General features: G+C 57.9%; 20 protein-coding genes. 11 read left to right on the top strand and 9 right to left on the bottom strand.

Translation table 11 applies throughout. From position 1 onward, the window contains the following. Positions 1-3: 3 nt before the first annotated feature. The gene (locus tag G411_RS0102565; protein ID WP_022957607.1) at positions 4-2,262 is read left to right on the top strand and encodes an ATPase, T2SS/T4P/T4SS family; all 2,259 of its coding nucleotides are present in this window, start codon (positions 4-6) and stop codon (positions 2,260-2,262) included. A 17-nt stretch (positions 2,263-2,279) separates the two neighbouring features. Beyond that, positions 2,280-3,371 (top strand): ATP-binding protein, encoded by a 1,092-nt coding sequence (locus G411_RS0102560; protein ID WP_022957606.1) that lies wholly within the window; start codon positions 2,280-2,282, stop codon positions 3,369-3,371. 69 nt (positions 3,372-3,440) lie between these two features. Here the strand turns inward: G411_RS0102560 and leuA are convergent, their stop codons facing one another. Next, the gene (gene leuA / locus G411_RS0102555) at positions 3,441-5,117 is read right to left on the bottom strand and encodes a 2-isopropylmalate synthase (protein WP_022957605.1); all 1,677 of its coding nucleotides are present in this window, start codon (positions 5,115-5,117) and stop codon (positions 3,441-3,443) included. A 311-nt stretch (positions 5,118-5,428) separates the two neighbouring features. Between leuA and G411_RS0102550 the strand changes: the two genes are divergently transcribed. The 5 genes from G411_RS0102550 to G411_RS0102530 all read left to right on the top strand — a co-directional run bounded on the left by G411_RS0102550 (position 5,429) and on the right by G411_RS0102530 (position 10,728). Beyond that, positions 5,429-5,893 carry an Lrp/AsnC family transcriptional regulator gene (locus G411_RS0102550; protein WP_022957604.1) on the top strand — a complete coding sequence of 155 codons (465 nt, stop codon included), beginning with the start codon at positions 5,429-5,431 and terminating at the stop codon, positions 5,891-5,893. 150 nt (positions 5,894-6,043) lie between these two features. Further along, the gene (locus G411_RS0102545) at positions 6,044-6,481 is read left to right on the top strand and encodes a DUF2721 domain-containing protein (RefSeq protein ID WP_022957603.1); all 438 of its coding nucleotides are present in this window, start codon (positions 6,044-6,046) and stop codon (positions 6,479-6,481) included. A 145-nt stretch (positions 6,482-6,626) separates the two neighbouring features. After that, a complete protein-coding gene (locus tag G411_RS0102540; protein ID WP_022957602.1) occupies positions 6,627-7,907 on the top strand; it encodes an NAD(P)/FAD-dependent oxidoreductase in 1,281 nt (426 codons plus the stop codon). 117 nt (positions 7,908-8,024) lie between these two features. Beyond that, positions 8,025-10,151, top strand: a complete 2,127-nt coding sequence (locus G411_RS0102535; RefSeq protein ID WP_022957601.1) for an acetyl-CoA hydrolase/transferase C-terminal domain-containing protein — start codon at positions 8,025-8,027, stop codon at positions 10,149-10,151. Between the two features lie 226 nt (positions 10,152-10,377). After that, complete coding sequence (locus tag G411_RS0102530) at positions 10,378-10,728, top strand: hypothetical protein (protein WP_022957600.1); 351 nt, start codon at positions 10,378-10,380, stop codon at positions 10,726-10,728. Positions 10,729-10,804: 76 nt separating this feature from the next. On the opposite strand, the gene G411_RS0102525 is transcribed toward G411_RS0102530, so the two are convergent. Then, entirely contained in the window at positions 10,805-12,610 is a 1,806-nt protein-coding gene (locus tag G411_RS0102525; RefSeq protein ID WP_022957599.1) for an acyl-CoA dehydrogenase C-terminal domain-containing protein, read from the bottom strand. A gap of 187 nt (positions 12,611-12,797) precedes the next feature. Between G411_RS0102525 and G411_RS0102520 the strand changes: the two genes are divergently transcribed. Further along, positions 12,798-13,982, top strand: a complete 1,185-nt coding sequence (locus tag G411_RS0102520; protein ID WP_157581098.1) for an enoyl-CoA hydratase/isomerase family protein — start codon at positions 12,798-12,800, stop codon at positions 13,980-13,982. Between the two features lie 3 nt (positions 13,983-13,985). Here the strand turns inward: G411_RS0102520 and G411_RS0102515 are convergent, their stop codons facing one another. Both G411_RS0102515 and G411_RS19060 read right to left on the bottom strand, forming a co-directional pair. Further along, positions 13,986-14,606: a hypothetical protein gene (locus tag G411_RS0102515; RefSeq protein ID WP_022957597.1), complete on the bottom strand. Its 621-nt coding sequence runs from the start codon at positions 14,604-14,606 to the stop codon at positions 13,986-13,988. Continuing rightward, positions 14,603-15,913 (bottom strand): ammonium transporter, encoded by a 1,311-nt coding sequence (locus tag G411_RS19060; protein WP_022957596.1) that lies wholly within the window; start codon positions 15,911-15,913, stop codon positions 14,603-14,605. Before G411_RS19060 ends, G411_RS0102515 begins: the two co-directional genes overlap by 4 nt. A 197-nt stretch (positions 15,914-16,110) precedes the next feature. Here G411_RS19060 and G411_RS0102505 point away from each other — a divergent pair, with 197 nt between their 5' ends. Continuing rightward, on the top strand, positions 16,111-16,338 hold the full coding sequence (locus G411_RS0102505; protein WP_028968073.1) for a DUF2061 domain-containing protein: 228 nt from the start codon (positions 16,111-16,113) through the stop codon (positions 16,336-16,338). Here the strand turns inward: G411_RS0102505 and G411_RS0102500 are convergent. The 4 genes from G411_RS0102500 to acnA form a co-directional block, all read right to left on the bottom strand. Further along, complete coding sequence (locus tag G411_RS0102500) at positions 16,319-16,498, bottom strand: hypothetical protein (protein ID WP_022957594.1); 180 nt, start codon at positions 16,496-16,498, stop codon at positions 16,319-16,321. The two genes, G411_RS0102505 and G411_RS0102500, sit on opposite strands and share 20 nt — an antisense overlap. Positions 16,499-16,519: 21 nt before the next feature. Continuing rightward, the gene (locus G411_RS0102495) at positions 16,520-18,109 is read right to left on the bottom strand and encodes a carbon-nitrogen hydrolase family protein (RefSeq protein ID WP_022957593.1); all 1,590 of its coding nucleotides are present in this window, start codon (positions 18,107-18,109) and stop codon (positions 16,520-16,522) included. 36 nt (positions 18,110-18,145) lie between these two features. Next, positions 18,146-18,487: a hypothetical protein gene (locus G411_RS19055; protein WP_022957592.1), complete on the bottom strand. Its 342-nt coding sequence runs from the start codon at positions 18,485-18,487 to the stop codon at positions 18,146-18,148. Positions 18,488-18,581: 94 nt separating this feature from the next. Continuing rightward, positions 18,582-21,230 carry an aconitate hydratase AcnA gene (gene acnA / locus G411_RS0102485; RefSeq protein ID WP_022957591.1) on the bottom strand — a complete coding sequence of 883 codons (2,649 nt, stop codon included), beginning with the start codon at positions 21,228-21,230 and terminating at the stop codon, positions 18,582-18,584. A gap of 191 nt (positions 21,231-21,421) precedes the next feature. On the opposite strand from acnA, the gene G411_RS0102480 reads away from it, so the two are divergent. Further along, positions 21,422-22,048, top strand: coding sequence for a trimeric intracellular cation channel family protein (locus G411_RS0102480; protein WP_022957590.1), 627 nt, complete (start codon positions 21,422-21,424; stop codon positions 22,046-22,048). Here G411_RS0102480 and G411_RS0102475 read toward each other — a convergent pair. Continuing rightward, complete coding sequence (locus tag G411_RS0102475; RefSeq protein WP_022957589.1) at positions 22,043-23,059, bottom strand: AraC family transcriptional regulator; 1,017 nt, start codon at positions 23,057-23,059, stop codon at positions 22,043-22,045. The genes G411_RS0102480 and G411_RS0102475 overlap by 6 nt on opposite strands. A gap of 125 nt (positions 23,060-23,184) precedes the next feature. On the opposite strand from G411_RS0102475, the gene G411_RS19050 reads away from it, so the two are divergent. Further along, a complete protein-coding gene (locus tag G411_RS19050) occupies positions 23,185-24,093 on the top strand; it encodes a sterol desaturase family protein (RefSeq protein WP_022957588.1) in 909 nt (302 codons plus the stop codon). Positions 24,094-24,391: the final 298 nt, after the last annotated feature.

Genomic DNA, 24,391 nt, shown 5'->3' with positions numbered 1-24,391 from the left:
GATATGTCGACGCCTTCATCTGCAAGTCATGATTACGAAGCGGCGATCAGCGAGATTGATCGTCAATATTTTATCGCCAACCCGCAACAGGATCTTGTTGCTGGCCGAAGCATTCCACCCAGCTCGGTACTGGAGCGCATCCTCAGTATCTGCGATTTTCCCGATGGTGCAAACGTGTTGCACCTGGGCGCTGGCGTAGGATATGTCACCGCAGTGCTGGCGCAACTCGCCGGGCAGGTTATCGCCATTGAAAAGAACCCTTTGTTGGCGGATGTTGCCAGGGAAAAGCTGGAGGGACTGGGGCTTAACAATGTCGAATTGCGTACTGGCGATGGTGACGCCGGTGCGGCGGATGACGGCCCCTTTGATCTCATACTGGTTTCGACGCCGAGCATTGGCGAGCGGGAAAGCCTTTGGGAGCAGTTGGCGGTTGGCGGGCAGTTTGTTTGTCTGGAGGCAGGCGATGCATCCAGGCAAGTGTTGGTGAAATACCAGAACCGTGGCAACCATAAAATCGCCCGGACAGAACATGGTTATATCGACTTCTTTGAAGACCAGGACCAGATTTTTGTGGAGTTGGGCCTGGTCACACCTGAGGTGCTTAGTCAGGCGCGCAAACATGCCAAGGCGAATCACAGCCTGATCGTCGATGAAATCAGCAAGTTGCAGCACATGGACGAACTGAAACTGTACCGCTCGCTGGCCAAGCAATACGGTTTGGAGTTGGGCGATATTGACGAGCTGCTGGCGCGTATCGACACCAAGGTGTTTTCCCGATTTTCCAAGGCGTTTCTCGATCATTTGCAGGCCATCCCCATCTGTGTCGATGGCAGCCGTCTGCTGGTGGCCTGCACCAGCCCAGGTACCTCCATGCAGGAAATTCAGCTGGTATTCCCGGAGCTGAATATCGAGAAAGTACTGGTGACGCCGGTGGACTTTCGACGCTTGTGGAGCTCGCTGAATCGCGGCGGTAAATCAACGCCGCTGAGACCCGACAAAACCGACGTGAAATCGCCGGATGAAGACAAAGACCTGTTGCTCGATACTCAGGAACCCGATGCGCGGATGGTGGCTGTTTATGAAGCGCTGCTGTTGGACGCGGTAGCCGATCGGGCCAGCGATATTCATCTGGAAAAATACCGCGACCGTGCGCGGGTGCGCCTGCGGGTGGATGGTGAACTCCGCGACCTGCATCATTACCAGATCAGTGCGGCTGAGTATCGCGGACTGGTGAATGTGGTAAAGCTGCGCGCCGACATGAATATTGCCGAGCGGCGTTTGCCGCAGGGCGGGCGTTCACAGGTACGGGTAGGCAACGACCGTTTTGACCTGCGGGTGCAGGTGCAGCCATCGTTGCATGGCGAGGATGTGGTGATTCGTCTGCTGCCGCAGAACTCGCCGCTGATCAGTATCGATGGTTTGGGTATGGCGCCGAGTATCGCCGCCCACTACCGTCGACTGTTGAATAACCCGGCGGGGCTGGTACTGGTCGTCGGGCCAACCGGGTCGGGCAAAAGCACCACTTTGAATGCCGGTTTGCAATTGCTGGCGAAGGACACCAGTCGCAAGGTGATTACCGTTGAAGACCCCATCGAATACTCGATAGACGATATTCAACAAACCCGCGTGCGGCCGGAGATTGGTTTCAGTTTTGCCGATGCCATGCGATCCTTCGTGCGGCAGGATCCGGACGTGATTCTGGTGGGGGAGATTCGTGACCACGAAACGGCGCTGGAGGCGATTCGCGCCTCTCAGACCGGGCATATCGTCCTGTCGACCCTGCATTGCAACGATGCGATTGACGCGGTGCAACGCCTCTTCGATTTGAATGTTCACCCCAACTCACTTTCCAGCGAGCTGTTGGCCGTGATTGCCCAGCGGCTGGCCAAGCGCATTTGCCCGCATTGCAAAACCCCTGCAGAGCCGGATCCGGAGATTCTCCACGAGCTGTTTCCCAAAGACGCCCCGCGACATTTTCAGACCTTCTATGGCAAGGGCTGTGACCAGTGCCACGGTACCGGCACTAAAGGACGGGTGGCGGTCATTGAATACCTGCAACTGAACGGTGAGCTGCGCGACAGTATTTCCCGCCGTATTCCCATGGGTGAGCTGCGAGCTCAGGCGCTGGATTCCGGCTTAGTGACCATGCGCGACAGCGCGCTCGACCATGTGATTCAGGGCAATATTCCGCTGACCGAGTTGCCAAGAATTTTGCCGGAAGAGCGCATGGCGCCGGAAAAACGCGGGCAGTGGCAGGCCTGACAGGGAGATAAGACATCATGGCTGACAAGGCTGTACAACGACCCGCCGCCGAAGAATTGTTTCGCGAAGAACTGGACAGGCTCCGCGAGTGGGATCCCGGTCCGGTGCCGCCGGGCTGGCAGCTATCACCCTTTGCCGTTGAACATTTCATTCTGGGCAATGACGAGTTGGGAATAGACCGCAAATTTGTGGCGCCGCGGGAATTGCTCAGCCGGGTGATCATTTCATTGGCCACCGGTCGCGGTGCCATGTTGATCGGTGAGCCGGGCACCGCGAAGTCCTGGTTGTCAGAGTTGTTGGCCTGTGCGGTATCCGGGCACTCAAAGCTGACCATTCAGGGCGGCGCGATTTCCCATTACCGGCAGTTGCTGTATGACTGGAATCAGGCGCTGCTGCAACGCGACGGGCCGACGCGCGACGCGCTGATTCCAGGCCCGATCTTTCGTGGGATGGCAGCGGGGCAGCTGGTGCGCTTTGAAGAACTGGCGCGCTGTCCGCAGGCAGTGCAGGACGCAATTCTGTCGGTGCTGTCGGAGCGGCAGTTGCAGATTCCCGAGCTGAGTGGCGATGATGCCACGCTCTATGCGCGGGAGGGATTTAATATCATCGCGACGTCCAACTCCTTGGATCGTGGCCTGTTTGATATGAGTGCCGCGCTGAAGCGGCGGATGAACTTTGAGACCATTGAGCCGATTAACAACATCAGTGATGAAATGGATGTGGTGAATCGCGAGGCGTCAAAATTGCTGACGCACTCCGGGGTAGACGTGGCACTGGATCCGATGATTATCGAGATGCTGGTCATCGTCTTCCACGAGTTGCGCAATGGCCAGACACTGAGCGGTCGCAGTACCGATCGGCTTGCGGCGGCCGTCATGTCGACGGCGGAAGCCGTTAATGTGGCGCATGCTATGGCGGTCTACGCCTTCTATTACCGAGAAGGCCGAATGCTGCCCGCTGACCTGATCCACTTCCTGCTGGGCACGGCGCTCAAAGATAACCCGAGAGACCGCCGGCGGGTGCGGCACTACTTTGATACCGAGGTGGTGAATAAAGACGGCGAGCACTGGCAGCAACTCTATGCTCAGCGAGACCTGTTGAAGGATTAAGCGGCTCAGCCAGAGAAACAAAAAAGGCGGCTCTCAATGAGGGCCGCCTTTTTTAGGGCTGGGTGGTGCTCAGCTGGCTTTGCGCTGCGCCGTTGCTTGGGATTGTGCTGCCGCATTGATCACGGCCTGCAGTGAGGCGCTGACAACGTCGCGGTGCATCGCAACGCCCACATGGCGCTGGTTGTTGATGCTCAGCAGCACATAGGCTACGGCCTGTGAGGCGGTGCCGGTGTTCAGCGCGTGCTCGCTGTAGTCCAGTACTTCCACATTGTCACCAAAGTGCTGGCGCCAGCCATTAAGCAGCGCGCTGATAGCGCCGTCGCCACTGCCATGCAATGCCACGGCCTGACCGTGCAACGCAAAATGCAGGCTGAGCTGATCCTGGCCATCGTGCTCGCTATTGCTCTGGCTCAGAGAAAAGTCCTGAATATCCGGGCCGCCTGCACGCAGGTAGGCGTCTTCAAATACCGACCAGATTTGCGATGGCGTCAGCTCGCCAGCGGTTTCTTCAGCGCGAGCCTGGACTTTGCGGCTGGCATCAATCTGCAGCCAGCGCGGCATGTTCAGGCCGTAGTCGTTCTCCAATACCCAGGCGACACCGCCTTTGCCGGATTGGCTGTTGATACGGATCACCGCCTCATAGTTACGGCCCAGGTCCGCCGGGTCGATGGGCAGATACGCCACCTGCCAGTGTTCATCGTCACGCTGTTTGCTCAGGCACTTCTTGATGGCGTCCTGATGGCTGCCCGAGAAGGCGGTAAACACCAGCTCGCCAGCGTAGGGGTGACGCGGGTGCAGCGGGATCGTTGTGCAGTGCTCTACCACGGAAATGATTTCGTCCATTTCCGACAGATCGAGCTGCGGATCGACACCCTGGCTGTAAAGGTTCATCGCCATGGTCACGATGTCCATGTTGCCGGTGCGCTCACCATTGCCGAGCAGCGTGCCTTCAATACGGTCCGCGCCAGCCAGCATGGCCATTTCGGCCGCCGCTACGCCACAGCCGCGGTCGTTATGGGTGTGAATCGACACCCGGTAGTCGTCGCGGTAGCGGCTGTGCCGACAGAAGTACTCAACCTGATCCGCAAAGACATTGGGCATGGCACACTCAACCGTCGCGGGCAGATTAATAATCAGCGGGTTGCCGGTGTCGCGCCATTGCTCAATCACGGCGTCGCAGACCTCAACGGCGTAGTCCACTTCGGTGCTGCTGAAGCTTTCCGGTGAGTACTGGAATGACCAGGCGGTGTCCGGGTTCTGAGCTGCGTAGTCACGCACCCACTTGGCGCCCTGCACTGCGATGGCGGTGATGCCGTCCTTGTCCAGACCAAATACGCGCTCGCGCTGTACCGGGCTGGTAGAGTTGTAGACGTGCACGATGGCCTGCTTGGCCCCCTTGAGTGCTTCAAAGCTGCGTGCGATCAATTCTTCCCGCGCTTGAACCAGCACCTGGACCGTCACATCTTCGGGGATGCGATTACCGTCAATCAGTGCCCGTACAAAATCGTAATCGGGTTGTGAGGCGGAGGGAAATCCGACCTCAATTTCTTTAAAGCCGAGCTTGACCAGCAAATCCCACATCCGCAGCTTTTGCTGAACCGTCATTGGTTCCACTAGCGCCTGGTTGCCATCGCGCAGGTCCACCGAACACCAGTCCGGTGCCTGCTCAATGGCGCGGTTGGGCCACTGGCGGTCGCTGAGGTCAATACGAGGTGTGGCGCGGTACTTGCTATGGTCGAAGCTCATTGTTTTTCCTGTCGTGAGGCTTGGCCTCATCATCTGTTGTGATCGATTCAGGCTCTGGGTAGCGAGTCTGGCTTCTTGGCTTCCCTCTTGAGGAAACCGGGCGCGTTGTCGCGGCGGGGTAGTGCCTGCGCTTCCGGCCTGGCTTGGAAAGGGTGTCTCCCTGTTTCTCAAGCACGGAGATAGTCTAAGGAATTGTTGTCGGCAGGTGCTTGCGAAGTTGGGGTGAAAATCAGGGTGAAGTTTTAAAAAATTGCTAAAAAATCTTTTTTATTAGAATATTATTTCTGTTAAATATTTTTGGTGGCTATATTATGGAACTCGATCGCTATGATCGCGCAATACTGGATGCCCTGCAACACGATGCGCGCCTGACGAATCAGGATCTGGCGGAGCGCATCGGTTTGTCGCCGTCGCCCTGTCTTCGGCGGGTGCGCCGTCTGGAAGAAAGTGGGTTGATTGAGGGGTATCGCGCGCTACTGAATGCGCGCGAGCTGAATATGAAGCTGATGGCCTTTATTCACATCAGCATGGACCGTCATACTCCGGAGCGTTTCGAAAACTTCGAAAAAAAGGTGGCGGAGTGTCCTGAGGTGCTGGAGTGCCACCTCATTACCGGGCAGGATGCCGACTACCTGCTGAAGGTGATTGTGGAAGATATGGATGGTTTTCAGGCCTTGCTGCTGGAGAGGATTACGCGCATCGAAGGTGTTAGTGGCGTGCACTCCAGTTTTGTGATGAAGTCGCCGGTGCGCAAAACAGCGCTCCCGCTGGCATAGGTACTTTGGAATCGGGCTTCGCAGATGGATTTTGCCGTGCTTCAGCGGAAGGCATTGAGCACTGTGCTTGCGCAGTGCTGCCAATAAAAGGTCGCGCAATAAAGCGGCTCCTTTACCATGTTAGTGATACAATAAGGGCATTCGGAAACTATGGCAGCCGACATCGCGGTAGTCACCATTACTCACGCTATTCAACAGGCCGTTGCGCCGGTATTTTTACTTGCAGGCATTGGTGCCTTGCTCAACGTACTGACCAATCGACTTGCGCGGATCATTGATCGATCGCGCAATCTTCATGCGCGTATAGAGATGCTCGGTGAAGAGCGTTCTGCAACAGTACACGATGAGCTGGGCGTGCTTTCCCAGCGCGCCCGTATCGTTAACCGCGCGATCGGTTTCAGCACCATCAGCGCACTGTTAGTCTGCACCGTGATTGCCACGCTGTTTATGAGCGCACTCGCAGAGTGGAAGGGGGCTTATCTGGTCGCTGGTCTGTTCATCATGGCGATGCTCTGCCTGATCATTTCCCTGTGTAGCTTCCTGAGGGAGATTCAGCTGGGAACCCGCGTCATCCTCAACGGCCCCTGACGGGCCGCCAGTGGGGCACAGGCGCCTGCTATCATAGTTCCAGATCGCTCCCCTTCAGGTGTGGGGAGCCACCGCCACTTGTCTCTTTCTCCTCGCTTCCGAGTGTGTGGTGTCCGCGAATTTTTTCAAAAATAGGAGCGAAACCATGACTCAACGAATCGTGATTGTTGGCGGGGGTGCCGGTGGTTTGCCACTGGCCAGTGCGCTGGGCAAGCGACTGGGTCGCCGCAAAAAGGCCGAAATTACCCTGGTGGACAGCTGTGCCAGCCACATCTGGAAGCCGCGATTTCACGAGGTTGCAACGGGTGCCATCGACGCTGATCTTGACGCAGTGGATTACCGCGCCCACGCGCGCCGCAATCACTACCATTTTGAGCTGGGCCGAATGCAGGGCCTGGATCGCGAGAAGCAGCAGGTCATTCTGGCTCCCCACGTAGATGCCGATGGTGAGGAAGTTCTGCCTGAGCGGCGGCTCGACTATGACTATGTGGTTATTGCCATCGGCAGTCGCGGCAACGATTTCAACACTCCCGGTGTTCGTGATCACTGTATGTTCCTGGATAGCCGCCAGCAGGCTGACCGCTTTCATGAGCGTTTTCTTGCCCTGTGCCTTCGGGCCAATCATCTGGCTGAGCAGATGTCGATTGCCATCGTCGGCGGCGGTGCGACGGGGGTGGAGTTGGCGGCGGAAATTCACCACGCCGTTGCCCTGTTGAAACTCTACGGTCACGAACAGCTCGACAGAAGTCGGCTGAAAGTCGACGTGATTGAGGCGGGCCCCAGCCTGCTGCCAGCCCTGAAACCGGAGCTGGCCGCCACGGTGAAGAAAGAGCTGGAAAAAATGGGCGTGACGGTGCACCTGGACACCCGGGTGAAAAGTGCCGATGACAAGGGCTTTGTCACCGCTGATGAACAGCGTATCGACGCCGATATTCTGGTATGGGCGGCCGGTATTAAAGCGCCGGAAATGCTGGCTGACCTTGGTCTCAGTCACAATCGCATTAACCAGATTAACGTGGCGCCCACCTTGCTCAGTGACGACCCTTCGGTCTTTGTGATCGGCGACTGCTGCGCCTGCGAAATGGGCGAGAATAAATTTATTCCTCCGCGAGCGCAGTCGGCGCAGCAGATGGCCAAGCATACGGCCAAGAATCTGTGCCGCCTGATCGATGGCAAGCCCTTGCTGGATTTCCGTTACCGCGATCACGGCTCCCTGGTTTCGCTTTCCAACTACACGGCGGTGGGGAGTCTGATGGGGAATCTGCGCAGCGGCTCGGTATTTGTCGAGGGCTGGCTGGCACGCATGATGTATATCAGTTTATACCGTATGCATCAGGTCGCGCTGTATGGCTGGCTGCGTACAGGCATGTTGTTGCTTGCCGGGCGTTTTAATCGTCTGTGGCGGCCGCGCCTGAAGCTGCACTGAGCGGTGACCGGATCACCGGCCCATTTGTTGTAATGCGTGGGCGGTCTGGCAGGCTTGCTCAGGACCGCTGTCGGTGTCACCGTTCCTTACCCTTTCTTTTGCCTGCAGGAGTTGGCTGTGCGGAATAATGCGAAAGTGGCAGAGCACTTGGATAGCGAAGCAGAATGTGTGGCGCGGGTGCGTCAACGCTTGGGCGATGATCTGTGCCTGGCGCTGCCACTGGGGCTGGGTAAGCCGGTAAGTCTAGTCGACGCCTTCTACCGGGAGGCCTGCGATGATCCGACGCTGACACTGCAGATACTAACCGCCCTGACACTTGAGCGGCCCGTTGAATCTGACCCGGTTCGCGGGCGTCTGCTGAGTCCGGTTTTCGACCGTGTATTTGCGCATTACAGCGAGCCGCTTTACGCCTCGGCAGTCAGGCAGCAGCGCTTGCCGAACAATGTGTCGGTCAGCGAGTTTTATTTCAAAGCGGGGTCGCGCACGGGCAATGCCGCAGCACAGCAGGATTACATCAGCAGCAACTACACCCACGCCGCAAGGGATGTGGCGGCGCGTGGCGCAAATGTAGTGATGCAGTTACTGGCTCGGCACCCGGATGGTCGCCTGAGTGCAAGCTGTAACCCGGATATGTCTGCCGAACTGCTGGCAAGGTTGCGCGATGAGGGGCGCGACTTCATCACGATCGGGGTGGTGCACCCGGATCTTCCTTTCATGTTTGATGATGCCGAGCTGGATATTGGCGAGCTGGATTACCTGCTCGACACCGACTCTCGCCAGCACGGCCTGTTTGCCATGCCGCGATTGCAGCCGATACCGGCTGCCGATTACAGCATTGGCCTGCTGGCCAGCAGTCTGGTGAAGGATGGTGGCACCCTGCAGTTGGGAATTGGCAGCATGGGCGACGCGATTGTGCAGTCGCTGCTGATGCGGGATCAGCGAAACAGTGAATACCGCCAGATGCTCGCAAACTGGCCGCTGGACATAGCCGAGGCCGCGTCGATCGGCGGCCTGAGTCCCTTCGAGCAAGGCTTGTATGGTGCCACTGAAATGTTCGTGGAAGGCTTTCTGCACCTCTACGAAGCGGGTATTTTGCGCCGTCGTGTATACGATTTCTGGGCGCTGCAAGCGTTGGTAAACAGCGGTCGTTGCGATCCCGACAAGTTGGATGCCGGGCTGTTTGCCGCGCTTGCTGATGAAGGTGTACGCGAGCTGCGGGGCAAAGACTTCGCTGTCTTGCAATACCACGGTCTGTTCCGGGACGACTGTCACTATCACGAGGGACAGATTCAGGCGGCGAGCGGAGAGTGCTGCCCCGCTAACTTGGCTAACCCGGATAGTCAGGCGTTTCTCGCGGCGCATTGTCTGGGTGAGACTCTGCGTCACGGCAAAGTGCTGCACGGCGGTTTCTTCCTCGGCTCCGATGACTTCTACCAGCGCCTACGGGAAATGCCGGAAGAGCGCCGTCGGCAATTGGCCATGTGCGGCGTGAACAAGATTAATCAACTTGACCTGAATCCCAGGCTCTATCGACTGCAGCGCCGAGATGCCCGCTTCATCAATACCGGCCTGAATGTCAGTCTGAATGGCGCGGTGGCCTCCGATACACTGGAAAGCGGGCAGGTCATTTCAGGTGTGGGTGGGCAATATAACTTTGTGGCGATGGCGCATCAGTTGCAAACCGGGCGCTCGATGTTGATGATCCGCGCCAGTCGGCAGCAGAGCGGTGAAGCCGTTTCCAATATTCTCAGTCAGTATGGCAGTTGCACGGTTCCCCGGCATTTGCGGGATATGGTGATTACGGAATACGGCATCGCTGATTTGCGTTCAAAGCGCGATGCCGAGGTGGCGGCGGCATTGATCGGCATCGCCGACAGCCGCTTTCAGCCAGCGTTAATCCGAGAAGCGCAGCAGCGGGGTAAGCTGCCTGCGGATTTCAGTCTGCCCGAAGCCCGGCGACAGAATACCCCTGAAAAAATTCAGCATCGCATTGCTGAAGGGGAGCGCTCCGGACTGTGCCCTCGTTTCCCATTAGGTTGCGACTTTAGCGATCTCGAGTTGGAGGCGGGAGCGTTGCTGATAAGGCTGTCCCGCATGACGTGGCGTGAAAAAGTGCAGCTGCTGTGGCGTGGTTCATCTGCGTCGGGGCGGCAGCAGGAGATACTGCAGCGCCTGGCGCTGGACTCGCCTGAAAATCTGCACGAGAAGATACTGCGTCGACTGATTTGCGGCCTGCCGTCTTGAGTCTGATGACTTCGTCACAAAACTGCCTAACTGTCCGCGTCGCTAACAAGCTGTTTTAATTGTATTTTTTTGAGCATGTACGGGCCTTAGGCAGTACGCATGGGGGAAAATACCTGCTGTCGGGTGATATCGCTTCCGCTAAGGTGCAAACACGGTATGTTGGGTTTGAGAGCCGCATTGCAAACCCGCAAATAACATGAGTGTTGACGCACTGAACGGGTGATATATGAAGACCATGGTGATTGCTGCAGGTCTTGTTTTCGGCGTGCTTGGGAGCACTGCGGTGTTTGCCGCGCAGCCGGAAGACTGTCTGGACTGGAAGGTTGAAACACTGGATTCCGCATCCAATCGTTCGAGCTGTGCTTACTACATGCGCGATAAGGTCTCGACCCGCTTTCTGGTGGTCAACCACTGCGCAGCCAGGGTTAGCGGTGTCTTCAGTTATACCCGGGAAGATGCGATACGGCCGCTGAGCGTGCAGGCCTTTGATGTGGAGCCAGGGCAGACCGAAGAAGTGGCAAACCCCTGTGACAAGGAAGGGAAGTGGAAGGTTGAAGTGTCGCAGCTGAGTTACTAAGACACTCAGCCGGAGCAATAAAAAAGGCGTCGTGGAGAAACTCCAGACGCCTTTTTTTGTGCCTGGCTGTCAGAGATCAACGCAGGGTAAAGCGCTCCGGTGCCATGCCCATTACGCTGTCAGTGCTGCTGTCCATCGCAGCGGCGTGAGCTTTGGCGCGAGGCAACAGGCGGCTGAAGTAAAACTCCGCTGTTTCCAGCTTGGCCTGGTAGAACTCACGGTCACCACTGTCGGCGCTGTCCAGCTTTTCTGCTGCGACTTCGGCCATCATCGCCCAGTAATACGCCATCGACAGGTAGCCGCTGTACATCAGGAAGTCGTAAGAAGCCGCTGATACCGCGTCGCGATTGCGCGAGGCGCGGGCGAGCATCTTAACGGTCTTCCAGTTCAGGTTCAGCGTATAGCCGATCAGCTTGGCGCTGTAGCGGCGACGCTTGCCTTTGAGCAGTGAGCTGAAACCAAACTTGTAGAGTTTCTTGCTGAAACCGGCATAGAGTTTGAAACCGTCCAGCACGACCTTGCGACCGATCAGGTCCATGGCCTGAATGCCAGTAGTGCCTTCATACATCGTCGCAATCCTTGCGTCGCGGTAAATCTGCTCCATGCCGTGCTCTTTGATGAAGCCGTGACCGCCGAAGACCTGCATGGCGTTGCTGGCTGATTCAAGGCCGGTTTCTGTCAGGAAGGCTTTCAGAATGGGCGTCAGGAAGCCGAGTTCGTTCTCATAGGCATCGCGCTCTTCTTCGGTTGGGGCACTGACCATCATGTCTGCATATTTCGCGGCATCGTAAATCATCGCGCGGCCGCCCTCGGCGAAAGCCCTTGCGGTCAGCAGCATACGGCGAACATCGCCGTGGTGAATGATCGCGTCACCGGCTTTGTCGGGGTTTTTCGAGCCAGACAGCGCGCGCATGGAATAGCGCTCCATGGCGTAGGGCCAGGCGTTCTGGTAAGCCAGCTCGGACGCTGCCAGCCCCTGGATGGCCGTACCAATGCGTGCGGTATTCATAAACGTGAACATGGCGGCCAGGCCTTCGTTTTCCTTGCCGAGCATATAGCCGGTGGCGTCATCAAAGTTGATCACACAGGTGGCATTGCCGTGAATGCCCATCTTTTTCTCGATGTTGCCGCAGTTGACGCCGTTGCGCTCAGTGATATTGCCCTCGTTATCGGAGAGGAACTTGGGCACGATAAACAGCGAAATACCTTTGGTGCCTTCGGGGGCGCCGGGTGTACGAGCCAAGACGATATGCACGATGTTTTCGGCCATATCGTGTTCGCCGGCAGAGATGAAAATTTTCGTGCCGTTCAGTTTGTAGCTGCCATCTTGCTGGGGTTCGGCGCGCGATTTCATCTGCCCGAGGTCAGAGCCGCAGTGAGGCTCGGTCAAACACATGGTGCCGGTCCAGGTGGCCTCGCATAGTTTGCTCAGATACAGATTTTTCTGCTGCTCATCACCGTGTACCAGCAGTGTGTTCATGGCACCGAGGCTGAGGCCGGGGTACATGCCCCAGCTCCAGTTTGCCGTGCCCACCAGCTCCGATTTAATCAGGCCCATAGACATTGGCAGACCCTGGCCGCCGTACTCGGCAGGGTGAGACAGGCCCTGCCATCCGCCTTCAACCCACAAATCGTAAGCTTCTTTAAAGCCGGGCGGGGTGGTGACGTTGCCGTCTTCCCATTTGCAGCCATGCTCATCGCCGGGCTGGTTCAGCGGGGCTAAGACTTCCTCGGCAAACTTGGCCGCTTCGCCGATGATGGCGTCAACCATATCCGGTGTGGCTTCTTCGCCGCCGGGAACCTGAGTGTAGTGCTTCTGGTAGTCCAGCAGTTCATTGATAACGAAATTGATATCGCGTACCGGGGCTTTGTAAGTCGTCATGGCGGCCTCGTGCAGTGAAAGTCAGTAGTGGGATGCGGATATCCACATTGGAAGCGGAGCATAACGAATGCACTGCGGTGACAAATTGGCCGTGCGACGAAATAAAAAATGACAGTTGGGTCAATCTGGGCCGGCAGTTGCCGCAGGTGCCGATTGGTACGGTGAGCGGGCATCGGACTGTGACTGCTTGAGTCTGGCCGTCGCAGTGGCGATACTGGCAGCATCGTTTTCAGTGGTGGACCAGCGTATGCAGGTTGATTACTCCCTTTGTTTGCAGCGCCTTGCGCTACCTGCTGGCGGGTATCTTGCCAGGCTGACCCTCAACGCCCCGGCGAAACTGAATGCCATTGGCCCGGAAATGGCTGAGCGTCTGCTGCACACACTGATAGTGTTGCGCGACGATGCTGAGGCGGTGGCGGTGTTTATCGACGGCGCCGGTGACCGCGGGTTTTGCGGCGGCGCCGATGTATTGCGGATGCTGGAATCGGCTCTGGCAAATCCCGGCGGTGCGGCCATTGAGGCTGAGGCTCTGCTGCGTTGCGAGTACATGGCAGCCTATCTCATCCACACCTTTCCCAAGCCGGTGATCTGCTGGGCCGACGGTCGGGTGCGCGGCGCCGGATTGGGGCTGATGGCCGGTGCCAGTCACCGCATTGTCACTGAGCGCAGTCAGTTGTCGGTCTCCGAAGCCAGTATTGGACTCATCCCTACCGCGGGCGCCAGTTGGTATCTCGGGCAGATGCCGGGGCACACCGGCCTGTTTGCCGCCCTGACAGGCGTTGAACTGGGTCCGGCTGATGCCTTGTATTCCGGCTTGGCGGATTACTGCTGGGATTCCCAGAGCAAGGAGAGCTTGCTCAACAGCCTGCTTGAGCTGTCCTGGGAAGAGGACCCGGAAGCAAACAGCGAACTGCTCACCGATTGCCTCACTGACTGGGAAGTGGAGCAGGGGGTCAGCTTGCAAGACGCGCCGTTGAAGGCGCATCGACCGTGGATAGATAAGCACTGCGAGCGTCGTTGTGTGAGGGCCTTAAAGGCGGCGCTTGAACGCGATGCCCGTCGCAATGACTGGCTGGCATTGGCGTTGGATGGCGCAAATCGCGGCGCGGCCAGCGCCTTGAAGTTGATTGTCAGGCAGTTTGCCGACAGTCGTGGCCTTGGACTCGCCGATGTTTTCCGCTTGGAAATGGTACTGGCGGCAAATCGTCTTCGCGACCCGGAATTTGCTGAAGGCGTGCGGGCGCGCTTCAAGGACCGCGATGAATGCCCCAATTGGTGCTACCGCTGTGTCGACGAGGTGCCGGACGAGGAGACCAATGCGCTGTTTGTTCCGCCCTGGGACCGCCACCCGTTGGCGGACCTCGGCCGCTGAACGCTATAGAAACTGGCTGACCAACTCCTCCATCAACGGATACTGCTGATTCACATTGTTAACGGCTCGAGCCAGACAGCGGTCGGCTTTGACCGGGCCCAGGTGATCACAGAGCAGTATGTATAACTGATTCAGCAAAAAGCGCAGCTGCGCATTGTCGGCATTGGGTGCCGCGCTGGCATCGCGTTTGGCCAGCCAGCTTTGCAGCGTAATCAGCAGGCCCGGCGGCAGGTGTTTTTTGCGCAGTGCCGCGAAATACTCCAGTAACAGACGTCGCTGTTCCTCGGCCTCCAGTTGCACCATGATCGCGTCAATCAGCAGTGAAAACGCTTCTGAGCGCTGATTGAGGGGCGCGCCGGTTCGTCGCGATTTGGGGGCGCCGGGCAGTGCATCTCCATTCAGATTGATGGCTTTCAGCAGGCTTCTCAGCACCGTCGCGCGGCTGGCGGAAATGTCGTATGCACTGTAAATGTCACTGACGAAACGCTGCAGAGCCGTACTCGGCTGGTCTGCATACTGGCGTTGCCAGTGGTCCATGGCCTGCTGCAGCGAGGCGTCGTCGAGAAACTCGCGCAGGCCGTCTTCGATCGCCTGTCGGTGCAGGGGAATGGCCGCCTGACTCATGGTTTCCACTCCAGGTCAGCGGCGCGATCAGCGGTGTAGGCATGTTGACCCGAAGGGAATTCGGGGTAGCCAATTTCTGCGTGCTCGCTTAAATCCAGGCCGCGTTGCTCATGCTGCGAGTTAGCGCGTAACCCCAGCAATTTGTCGATGGCGAAATACATCATCAGCGCCGTGCCGAAGCTCCAGATAAAACAGGCGCCAATGCCAACCAGTTGCGTCATCACCTGTTGGCCGTCGAACATATTGTCTTTCAGGAACAGACCTGCCGCGAGGGTGCCCCAGGCACCGGCAAAGCCGTGAACGCTGACCGCGCCGACAACGTCATCCAACTGCAGTCGCAGCAGCAGCTGGCCGCCCAGTGTGCAGATAATGCCGCCAATCAAGCCGGTGAGCAGGGCAAATGTGGGTGTCATCGACGCGCAACCCGCCGTGATGGCGACCAGCCCGGCAAGGCTGCCGTTGACGGTCTCGGTCAGCAGAATGGGGCGGCGAAACAGACTCGCCAGCAACATACTGCCCGTGGCACCAGCAGCTGCGGCCAACTGGGTATTCAGGTTGATCAGGCCGATATCGGTTGAGGCTTCCAGTGTCGAGCCACCATTGAAGCCAAACCAGCCGAACCAGAGAATAAAGCCGCCCAGTGCGACCAGAGTGAGGTTGTGTCCGCGAATTTCGCGGGGGCGGCCATCGCGTCCGAAGCGGCCCAGTCGGGGCCCAATCACGATGATCCCTGCCAACGCCACCCAGGCACCGACGGAGTGCACCACTGTTGAACCCGCAAAATCGATAAACCCGCGTTCCGCCAGCCAGCCACCGCTGTTCCAGACCCAACTGCCAAAGATCGGGTAGATCAGTGCCGTGACCACCAGCGCGCCCAGCAGATAACCATCGAAGCAGGTACGCTCAGCCATGGCGCCGCTGGCGATCGTGACGGCGGTGGCGGCAAACATTGTTTGGAACAGCAGCACCCCGTAACCCATGGGGTCCATTTCTGAGGGTGCAAACAGGTCGGTGCCCAGCCATCCGGTGGGATTGCTGCCAAACATCAGGCCGTAGCCGATGAGCCAGAACACGACCGTACCAAAACAGACATCCATGTAGTTTTTCATGACCACATTTAGGGCATTTTTGCTGCGAGACATGCCCGATTCAAGCAGCGCAAACCCCGCCTGCATTAAGAACACCAGCGCGCTGGCACACACCAGCCAGACCATATTGCCCGCGTCCTGCGACAGAGCGTCATCGGCCAGGGCGGCGGGGCTTATCAGGCTCAGTAAGGCGAGCAGGGGGGGGAGAGGAAAACGCATGACAGAGTCCTTATTCGCAGAGGGCGTCCGGTATCTGTCTGGGGCGAAGCAACTGTTGTGCCACTAAAAAATAGCGAGAGAGGGCCTGATTGATAGCTGAAACCAATCAAAAGCATACAAACAATCTTATTGCGGGGAGGGGGGTAGCTGTTAAGATAGGCTGCAAGTGAGAATCATTATTGATTGAGGTCCCGGCCATGAAGAAGACCATCAGCTTTGCCATTATGCACTTTTCCGTTGCGTTCACAGTGGCGTACCTGTTGACGGGCAGTTTTGTCATTGGCGGCTTGATGGCGCTGGTGGAGCCTGCTGTCAACACGGTGGCCTTCTACTTCCACGAGCGTTTCTGGGAGCGTGCGCGGGCCAAACAGGCTCAGGTCCAGGATAATGCTGCCGAGATGCGTTTCACGACATTAGGTGCTTAATCAGTGCGGCGACCAGTCCGATCGCGACCAGCGGCAGAATCCAGCGACTGATACGCTGCTGCTGTTCCGGGCTGGCACGGGGCGCGAATCGCTCAATCAGCGGGATGAGTACAAACAGTGCCAGAAACAGCAGCGCCAGAATGCTGAGTAGCGTAGACATAAAACCTTCTTCCCGCGGGGCCTATTGGCCCCGCCATTTCATTTGATACAAGTCGTGACGACGGTCCCGCAGGTTTTGTACCGTGCCGCTGTTGCGGGCGATGTGCAGGCTCTCCGGCCGCAGGTCGGCAATCGCGACCGTTTCGACATTGGGCGTGGTATCGGCTGCAATGCCGTCACGGGCAAAGGAGAAATCGCAGGGCGTCAGAATACAGCTTTGGGCATATTGAATGTCCATGTTGGCGACATTGGGCAGATTGCCGACGTTGCCTGACATGACCACGTAGATCTGGTTCTCTACGGCTCTTGCCTGACAGCAATAGCGCACGCGCATATAGCCCTGACGCTCGTCGGTACAGAACGGTACGAACAGAATCTGTGCGCCCTGATTCACCAGATGCCGCGACAGCTCCGGGAATTCGGCGTCGTAGCAAACCAGCACGCCAATCGGCCCACAGTCGGTATCGATGGCATTCAGGCTGCTGCCGCCTTCAATATTCCACCAGTACACCTCGTTGGGCGTGGGGTGAATTTTGGGCTGCTCATCAATACGGCCATCGCGATGGAACACGTAGGAGATGTTTTCCACCCGGCCATTGGCAACCCGCGTAGGGTGCGAGCCGCCGATGATATTGATGTTGTAGCGCACCGCCAGATCCTGCATGGCCTCGCGGTAGCGGGGAGTGTACTTGGTCAGTGCTTCAATGGATTCCTGCGGGTTCAGCTCCTGATCTTCAATCGACAGCAGCTGCAGGGTAATCAGCTCCGGAAACACCACGAAGTCGCCCTTGTAGTCGGCAACCACATCGACAAAGTATTCCACCAGCGACATGAACTCGGAGAAGGACTGCACGCGACGCTGCATATATTGCACCGTGCCCACGCGAATCGTGTCGGGCTGGCGACCGCCATAGTGCTTGTCGTGGCCGGGTTTGGCATCGCGATCGATCTTGGGGTTGTGCCACACCATATGGGCACCGTAGCCCAGTGAGTCCCGGTCGGTATCGAGGTAGTGCTCAACCACCCCGATCGCCTCAAAGCCGTTGCCAATCTGGAAGGACAGTACCGGATCGCGCACTTGCTTGTTGAGTACCGCCTCGAGGTAATGTTCGGCTGTGCCAAAACGGCGCAGGCGCTTGCTGAGGCCGGGCATGCGACCAACAAACACAATGCCTTTCAGGTGCAGAGACTCGCAGAGCTTTTTACGTGCGTTATACAGGCGCTGACCGATACGGTAGCCGCGAACACTTTTATCGACGCAGACTTCCATTCCATAGAGCCAGTCGCCATTGGGGTCGTGGCGAGTGCCATAGCCGTTGGCGGTGATGGATTCCCAAGTGTGAGGCTTGAGGCAAACGGCGCCGCTCACCCGAAAGGTGGCGCAGTAGCCGACGATGTCTTCGTCGAGCGTGACAACAAATTTACCTTCGGGAAAGTGGTTGAGTTGACCGCGCAGTTCTGCCGTGGAGTAGGGATCGATGCCGGTGCCCTGGTACACACGCTTTGACAGCGCGACAATACCGGGAATATCACTGCGTTCCGCGGTGCGCATGCGCAGCCGCTTGCCCGAGGCGGTCAGCTTGGCGCCGCCCCGTTGCGTTTTGTTGCTCATAATAATGGTCTCGCTGATTGCGTTCTGGCCCGGCGCTTACTCACTGCTTTTGCTGCGGCTACTGCTGCTGCGGGCGCGGCTTTTACTCGTTGCTGTTTTGCGCGTACTGCTTTTGGCCGCGCTTGTTGTGCTGGCCTTGGTTTTGGCCTCGCTGTCGCGGCGGCTCGCTAGACCACTGAGGGTTTTCAGTAAGCGGGTGGTCATGTCGAGGGTTTTCATACCTTCCGTAAACGCGGTTTTGGCCACCTGCTGAATCATCTCGCTGTCGCCTTCGGCAACGCGTTTCTGTACCGAATCCCAGATCGGCTGCATGTCGGGTAAGCCAACCAGACGGCGCAGTTCTTCCGGTTCGATTTCCAGTTCTAAATGGACTTTCATCGTGGGGTGCTCCCTCTCCTGTTCCCCTGAGTATGCCAGCGGCGGCGCAGCGGTCAATCCGCCGACCGCGCTTTAGGGCTATTTTATAATCGGGCTATTTCTGCAGCTGAGCCAGTACATATTGCAGGATGCCTCCGTGACGGTAGTACTCGGCTTCCTGTCGGGTATCGATACGGCTTCGTCCCAGTACCTCGTGGCGGCTGCCATCGTGGCGGGACAAGATAATGCGCAAGGTCTGTTTCGGCGTCAGTATGTCATCGCAGGGAACAATATCGACTTCCTCGCTGCCGTCCAGCTCCAGCATTGTCATACGGACTTCGGGGTCCAACTCGATGGGCAACACACCCATGCCGATCAGGTTAGAGCGGTGAATGCGCTCAAAGCTTTCGGCGATTACCGCGCGAATACCGAGTAATAGCGTGCCCTTGGCTGCCCAGTCACGGCTGGAGCCGGTGCCGTACTGTTTGCCGGCAAGTACTACCAGTGGCGTGTTCTGCTGCTGGTATTTCATCGCGGCGTCGTAAATGCTGAGAATATCGGTGCCATTGGGGCCAAGGGTGTAGCCCCCTTCCTTTCCTACCATGCGGTTATTCAGTCGCACATTGGCGAAGGTGCCACGCAGCATCACTTCGTGGTTACCACGGCGGGAACCGTAGGAATTGAAGTCGGTCGGCGCCACACCAAGACTCTGCAGGTAATGGCTGGCAGGACTATCGTCGGCAATTTTACCCGCCGGAGAAATATGGTCGGTGGTAATGCTGTCACCGAACAGGCCGATCACGCGGGCATTGTGCACGCTGTCCAGTGTGTCTTCCGGCGCCTTTAGGTTCTCAAAGAAGGTCGGCAGACGAATATAGGTGGAGTCGTCCTGCCATTGGTAGGTGTCGCTTTTCTCCACTTCGAGTTCGCGCCATTCCTCGGTGCCGGTGAAGACATCGCTGTAGGCCTCGCGGTACATGCTGCCACTGACGATTTTGCGAATTTCCTGAATGTCGTCGCTGCTGGGCCACAGGTCTTTCAGATACACCTTGTTGCCCTGCTTGTCTTTGCCGATAGGGTCATTCTGCAGGTCAATCAGCGTCGTGCCCGCCAATGCAAAGGCCACGACCAACGGGGGCGACGCAAGCCAACTGGCCTTGACCTGGGGGTGGATGCGGCCGTCAAAGTTGCGGTTGCCCGACAGCAGCGCCGATACCAGCATGTCCTTGTCGTCAATGGCCTTGGAAATGGGCTCCGGCAGCGGCCCGGAGTTGCCGATGCAGGTGGTACAGCCGTAGCCGACAATATCAAAGCCCAGCGAATCCAGGTCCTCCTGCAGACCGCTGTCCGCCAGATACTGGCTGACGACCTTTGAGCCTGGTGCCAGCGAGGTCTTCACCCAAGGCTTGACCCGCAGGCCACGTTCGCGGGCGCGGCGGGCCACCAGCCCGGCGGCGATCATCACGTCGGGGTTGGAGGTGTTGGTACAACTGGTAATTGCCGCGATCACTACGTCGCCGTGGTGCAGCTTTTCCCCCATATCGGGAATGGCAGAAAATTCTTCGCGGTCTTTGCCTTTCTCGGCAAGGTAGTCGGCCATGGTTTTGCCGAGCTGGCCCAGTACTACCCGGTCCTGCGGGCGGCTTGGCCCGGCAAGGCTGGGTTCCACGCTGCCGAGGTCGAGCTGAATGGTCTGAGAGAAACGCGGCGCGTCGCCGGGATGCCGCCACAGGCCTTGCGCCTTGCAGTAGGCTTCGGTGAGCGCCACGGTATCGGTGCTGCGACCACTGAGTTTCAGGTAGGCAAGCGTGGCTTCATCCACGGGGAAATAACCGCAGGTGGCGCCGTATTCCGGCGCCATATTGGCAATGGTGGCGCGGTCGGCCACGCTCAGCTCGGCGAGGCCATCACCGAAGAATTCGACGAACTTGCCGACCACTCCCTCGCGTCGCAGGATTTCCACCACGGTCAGTACCAAATCGGTCGCGGTCACACCCTCGTTGAGGGCACCCTGCATTTCAAAACCGACGACGTCGGGCAACATCATGGAATAGGGTTGGCCCAGCAGTGCGGCCTCCGCCTCAATACCGCCCACGCCCCAGCCCAGCACGCCGAGGCCATTCACCATCGGCGTATGGCTGTCGGTGCCCAGTACCGTGTCGGGGTAGGCCAGCGGCCCTTGCGCGTCTTCACCTTGAAAGACCACCTGCGCCAGGTACTCCAGATTGACCTGATGGCAGATGCCGGTGCCCGGCGGCACCACATTGAAGTTGTCGAAGGCCGATTGTCCCCACTTGAGAAAGCGGTAGCGCTCGACATTGCGCTCCATTTCCTTGGCGACGTTCTCCTGAAAAGCCTGAGGAGAGCCGAACTGGTCAACGGTCACCGAGTGGTCGATAACCAGGTCGACGGGAATCTGAGGGTTGATCACCGAGACATCGCCGCCGCGCTTGGCGACGGCATCGCGCATGGCGGCCAGATCGACAATGGCGGGTACGCCGGTAAAGTCCTGCATTAACACCCGCGCGGGGGAGAAATTGATGTCGTCACCGCCTGTGCCCGTATCAACCCAGTTGAGCAGGGCATCGATAATTTCCTGTCCCACGTTCTCGCCGTCAAAGTGGCGGAGCTGGTTCTCAAGCAGAATCTTCAGTGACTTGGGCAGCTGATCCACGCGCGGATCATTGAGCTTGGTGAGGTCGTAATAGCGATAGTGCTTGCCTTCGCACTGCAGTTCAGACAATAGCGATTCTGTAGACTTCATAACGACTCCTCAGCGATATTGCGTAGCAATAGAATTACCCTAGCACAGCAGGGTTTTATTGGCAGGGCAAGCCGTTAAAAAAAGCCGGGACGCAACGGTGCCGCTGCTATCTTTCGTCTGCCGCAGTACACTAGCGGGCCTACAACAGCCGGGCCGTGATGGCCCTTATTTCGCGTGATGGAGGCGGTGCCATGATTGCATCCCTGTCGGCCTTTCTCGACTTCTTCGGTATAGCGGTCTTTGCTGCCTCGGGCACGCTGACGGCCTGCCAGAAGCGACTGGATATCTTCGGGGTGCTGGTGATTGCACTGATCACCTGTCTGGGCGGCGGTACGCTCAGAGATGTCATTCTGGGTGTCGATCCCATCTGGATTGCCGATAGTCGCTACCTGTGGCTGGGGATGATGGCGGCGATAAGCACGTTTGTCGTTCAGCGTTTTGTGCGCCTGCCGTTGAAGCTGCTCGATGTGTTCGATGGCATTGGGCTGGCGTTCTTCACACTGGCAGGGGTACAGAAAGCACTGGGGCTGGGGATGGACCCGGAGATTGCGGTGTTGATGGGACTGATGACCGGCGTTGCAGGCGGCATCATGCGCGATGTGCTGTGTAACGATATTCCGCTGATATTCCACCGGGAAATCTACGCCACCGCCGCGATCAGCGGGGGACTGCTGTTCACACTGCTGCTTCATTTGGGGCAGCCGGAAACCCTATCCATGCTGGCCGGGATGGCGGTCATTATCGGCCTGCGCCTGTTGGGCATCTTCTTCGGTCTGGCATTGCCCCGTTGGCTGCTGGGCCGACCGATGAAGTCATGACGGCGCGTTCTCCAGACGTTCGCGGAACTGGCGGGGAGACTCTCCCGTCCAGTGTTTGAACGCCCGGCTGAACGCGCTGTGCTCGGCGTAACCTAGCAGGGCGGCAATTTCTTCCAGTTGCAGGCGGGGGTCGTGCAGATAATGTTCGGCCAACTGCTGACGGGTCTGCGCCAACAACTCGCGAAAGCGACTGCCCTCAATGGCCAGTCGCCGGTGTAAATGTCGCGGCGAGGTATGCAGTGCGGTGGCGCAATGCTCGGCAGAAGCGGTTTGATAGCGCAGCCGGGCGGCAATCATCTGGCGAATATGTGCGGACAGCGGCGCTTCTTCCCCCCGCTCCAATTGACCGAGCAGAGAGGCTGCCTGTTTGTCGAGATCGGCGGACAGCGCGGCGTCAGCTTGTCGAAGCGGCGCCTCCAAAAGCTGCTGATGAAAAATGACCTCAGTGCGATCACACCGGAACTGCACTGGGCAGCCGAACCACTGCTCATAGGGCCCAAGCGCGGCGGGCGCGGGATTGATAAAGGCAATGCTGTCAGCGCAGGCGTCGGGCAAGCCGGTAATGTCCCGGCAGAACTGCATCAGCGCCGCGATGGCGGTTTCATCAACCAACGAGCCGGGGCGACCGCGCTCGGCGCCCCAGCTCAATATCACTTTTGCGTCGCGCAGCTCGACCCGCATCGGATTCACATCGTAAATCAGGCGCTGGTAGCGCTCTAACCGCGCCAGTGCGCCTGCCAGATTCCCGCAACTCAGCAGCACGTGACCCAATACGCCAAAATGCCTTGGCGTAATGCGTTGACCGAGGTGTAAGCCCAGGAGGGGATCATTCAACGCGCTGGCCGCCCGGCGCAACTGCTGCCGCCATCGCAATACCGGGAAACGGCCCTGCGACGGTGGTGGGGCCTCGCCCAGCAAGGCTTCAGCATCGCGTCCCTGCGCCTGCAAGTGCTCGTAGAGCAGGTGCACGTAAGTATTGGGAACGACGGCGTCGCGCAGGGGGGAGGGCATGGCGTGATGTCCGAAAATGTCAAATCTCGTTGGCGCTTACTACAGCATAATTGCCTGGCTGTTTAAAGCCGCGTCGCGTCGACCGCGGTGCGCAAAACAATAACGATGACGGCGGGAGAGTGAACGTGATCAGTGAATTGAACAACACCTTGCAGGGCATACTCGGCCCGCACATCGACTGGAAGCAGGTCATTCTGTTTGCCGCCACGCCAATGTTTCTGCTGGCCTTCGCCGCCGAGCTTTGGCTGCGCAAGCGCCGTGGACCGTCGCACCGTATGTGGAAGCAGTTTGAGTGGCCGGAGATTCTGGTCAACCTCGGCTTGGGCGGCAGCTACCAGATACTGGAAACCCTGATCCACCTGCTGGTGACCGGCGCACTCATTACCGCTATTTACCAGTTCCGCTTCTTCGATATTCCGGTCAACGGCTGGACGATCGTGCCCTTATTCATCGCCATGGAGTTTTGTTACTACTGGTTTCATCGCGCCAGCCACCGTATGCGCTGGTTCTGGAGTGCCCATGTGGTGCATCACTCCAGCGAAACCATGAATATGACCACCGCCATGCGCCAAAGCTTGCTGTATTCGCTTACCGGCTGGTGGCTGTTCTTTATGCCGATGGTATTGCTGGGCGTGCACCCGGCGGTAGTGTTCAGTCTTTATGCCTTTAATCTGTGCTACCAGTATTTTGTGCACACCGAAGCCGTGGGCAAGCTGCACCCCTGGGTGGAATTCTGGTTTAACACCCCCAGTGCGCACCGCGTGCATCACGGTCGCAACCCCGAATACATCGACCGCAACTACGGCGGCGTGCTGATTATTTTTGACCGCCTGTTCGGCACCTACACCGAAGAACAGGACGACAACCCGGTGGATTACGGCATTGTCGATCAAATCCACTCCCGCAATATCATTACCTTGAACTTTCACGAGTTTCTGGCCATGTGGCGAGATGCCTTTGCGGCGAAAAATCCTTGGGAAGGGCTGAAAGTGTTGCTGTTGCCGCCTAAGTGGGAGCAACAGCGGGGCGAGTGAGCGGCGCTATTTGGTGGCTATCTGGGGCGTCTGATAGCCCTCAGATCCACACCTAATTTATCTAGATCTAAAGCCGAACTTCCGCGTTATTCTTCGTAGGAAAAAACCTCATACCCCGTATGCCGAATAGCGTGAAGCGCGGCTTTCTTGGCTATTTAGGCTTAAAAACCGCGCATCAGCGATATTGGATAGGGCTGTTCAAGGTGCTTCTCTAAATAGAGAAAGCGGCGGGTTAACAGAGTGCGGAATTCATTTTTTTTCACCATCAAGCGTATCCCAAAAATGCCGCGAAAAGTGA

Source organism: Spongiibacter tropicus DSM 19543, assembly GCF_000420325.1.
GTDB lineage: Bacteria > Pseudomonadota > Gammaproteobacteria > Pseudomonadales > Spongiibacteraceae > Spongiibacter > Spongiibacter tropicus.
This window is presented reverse-complemented; position numbering and strand designations above follow the sequence as displayed.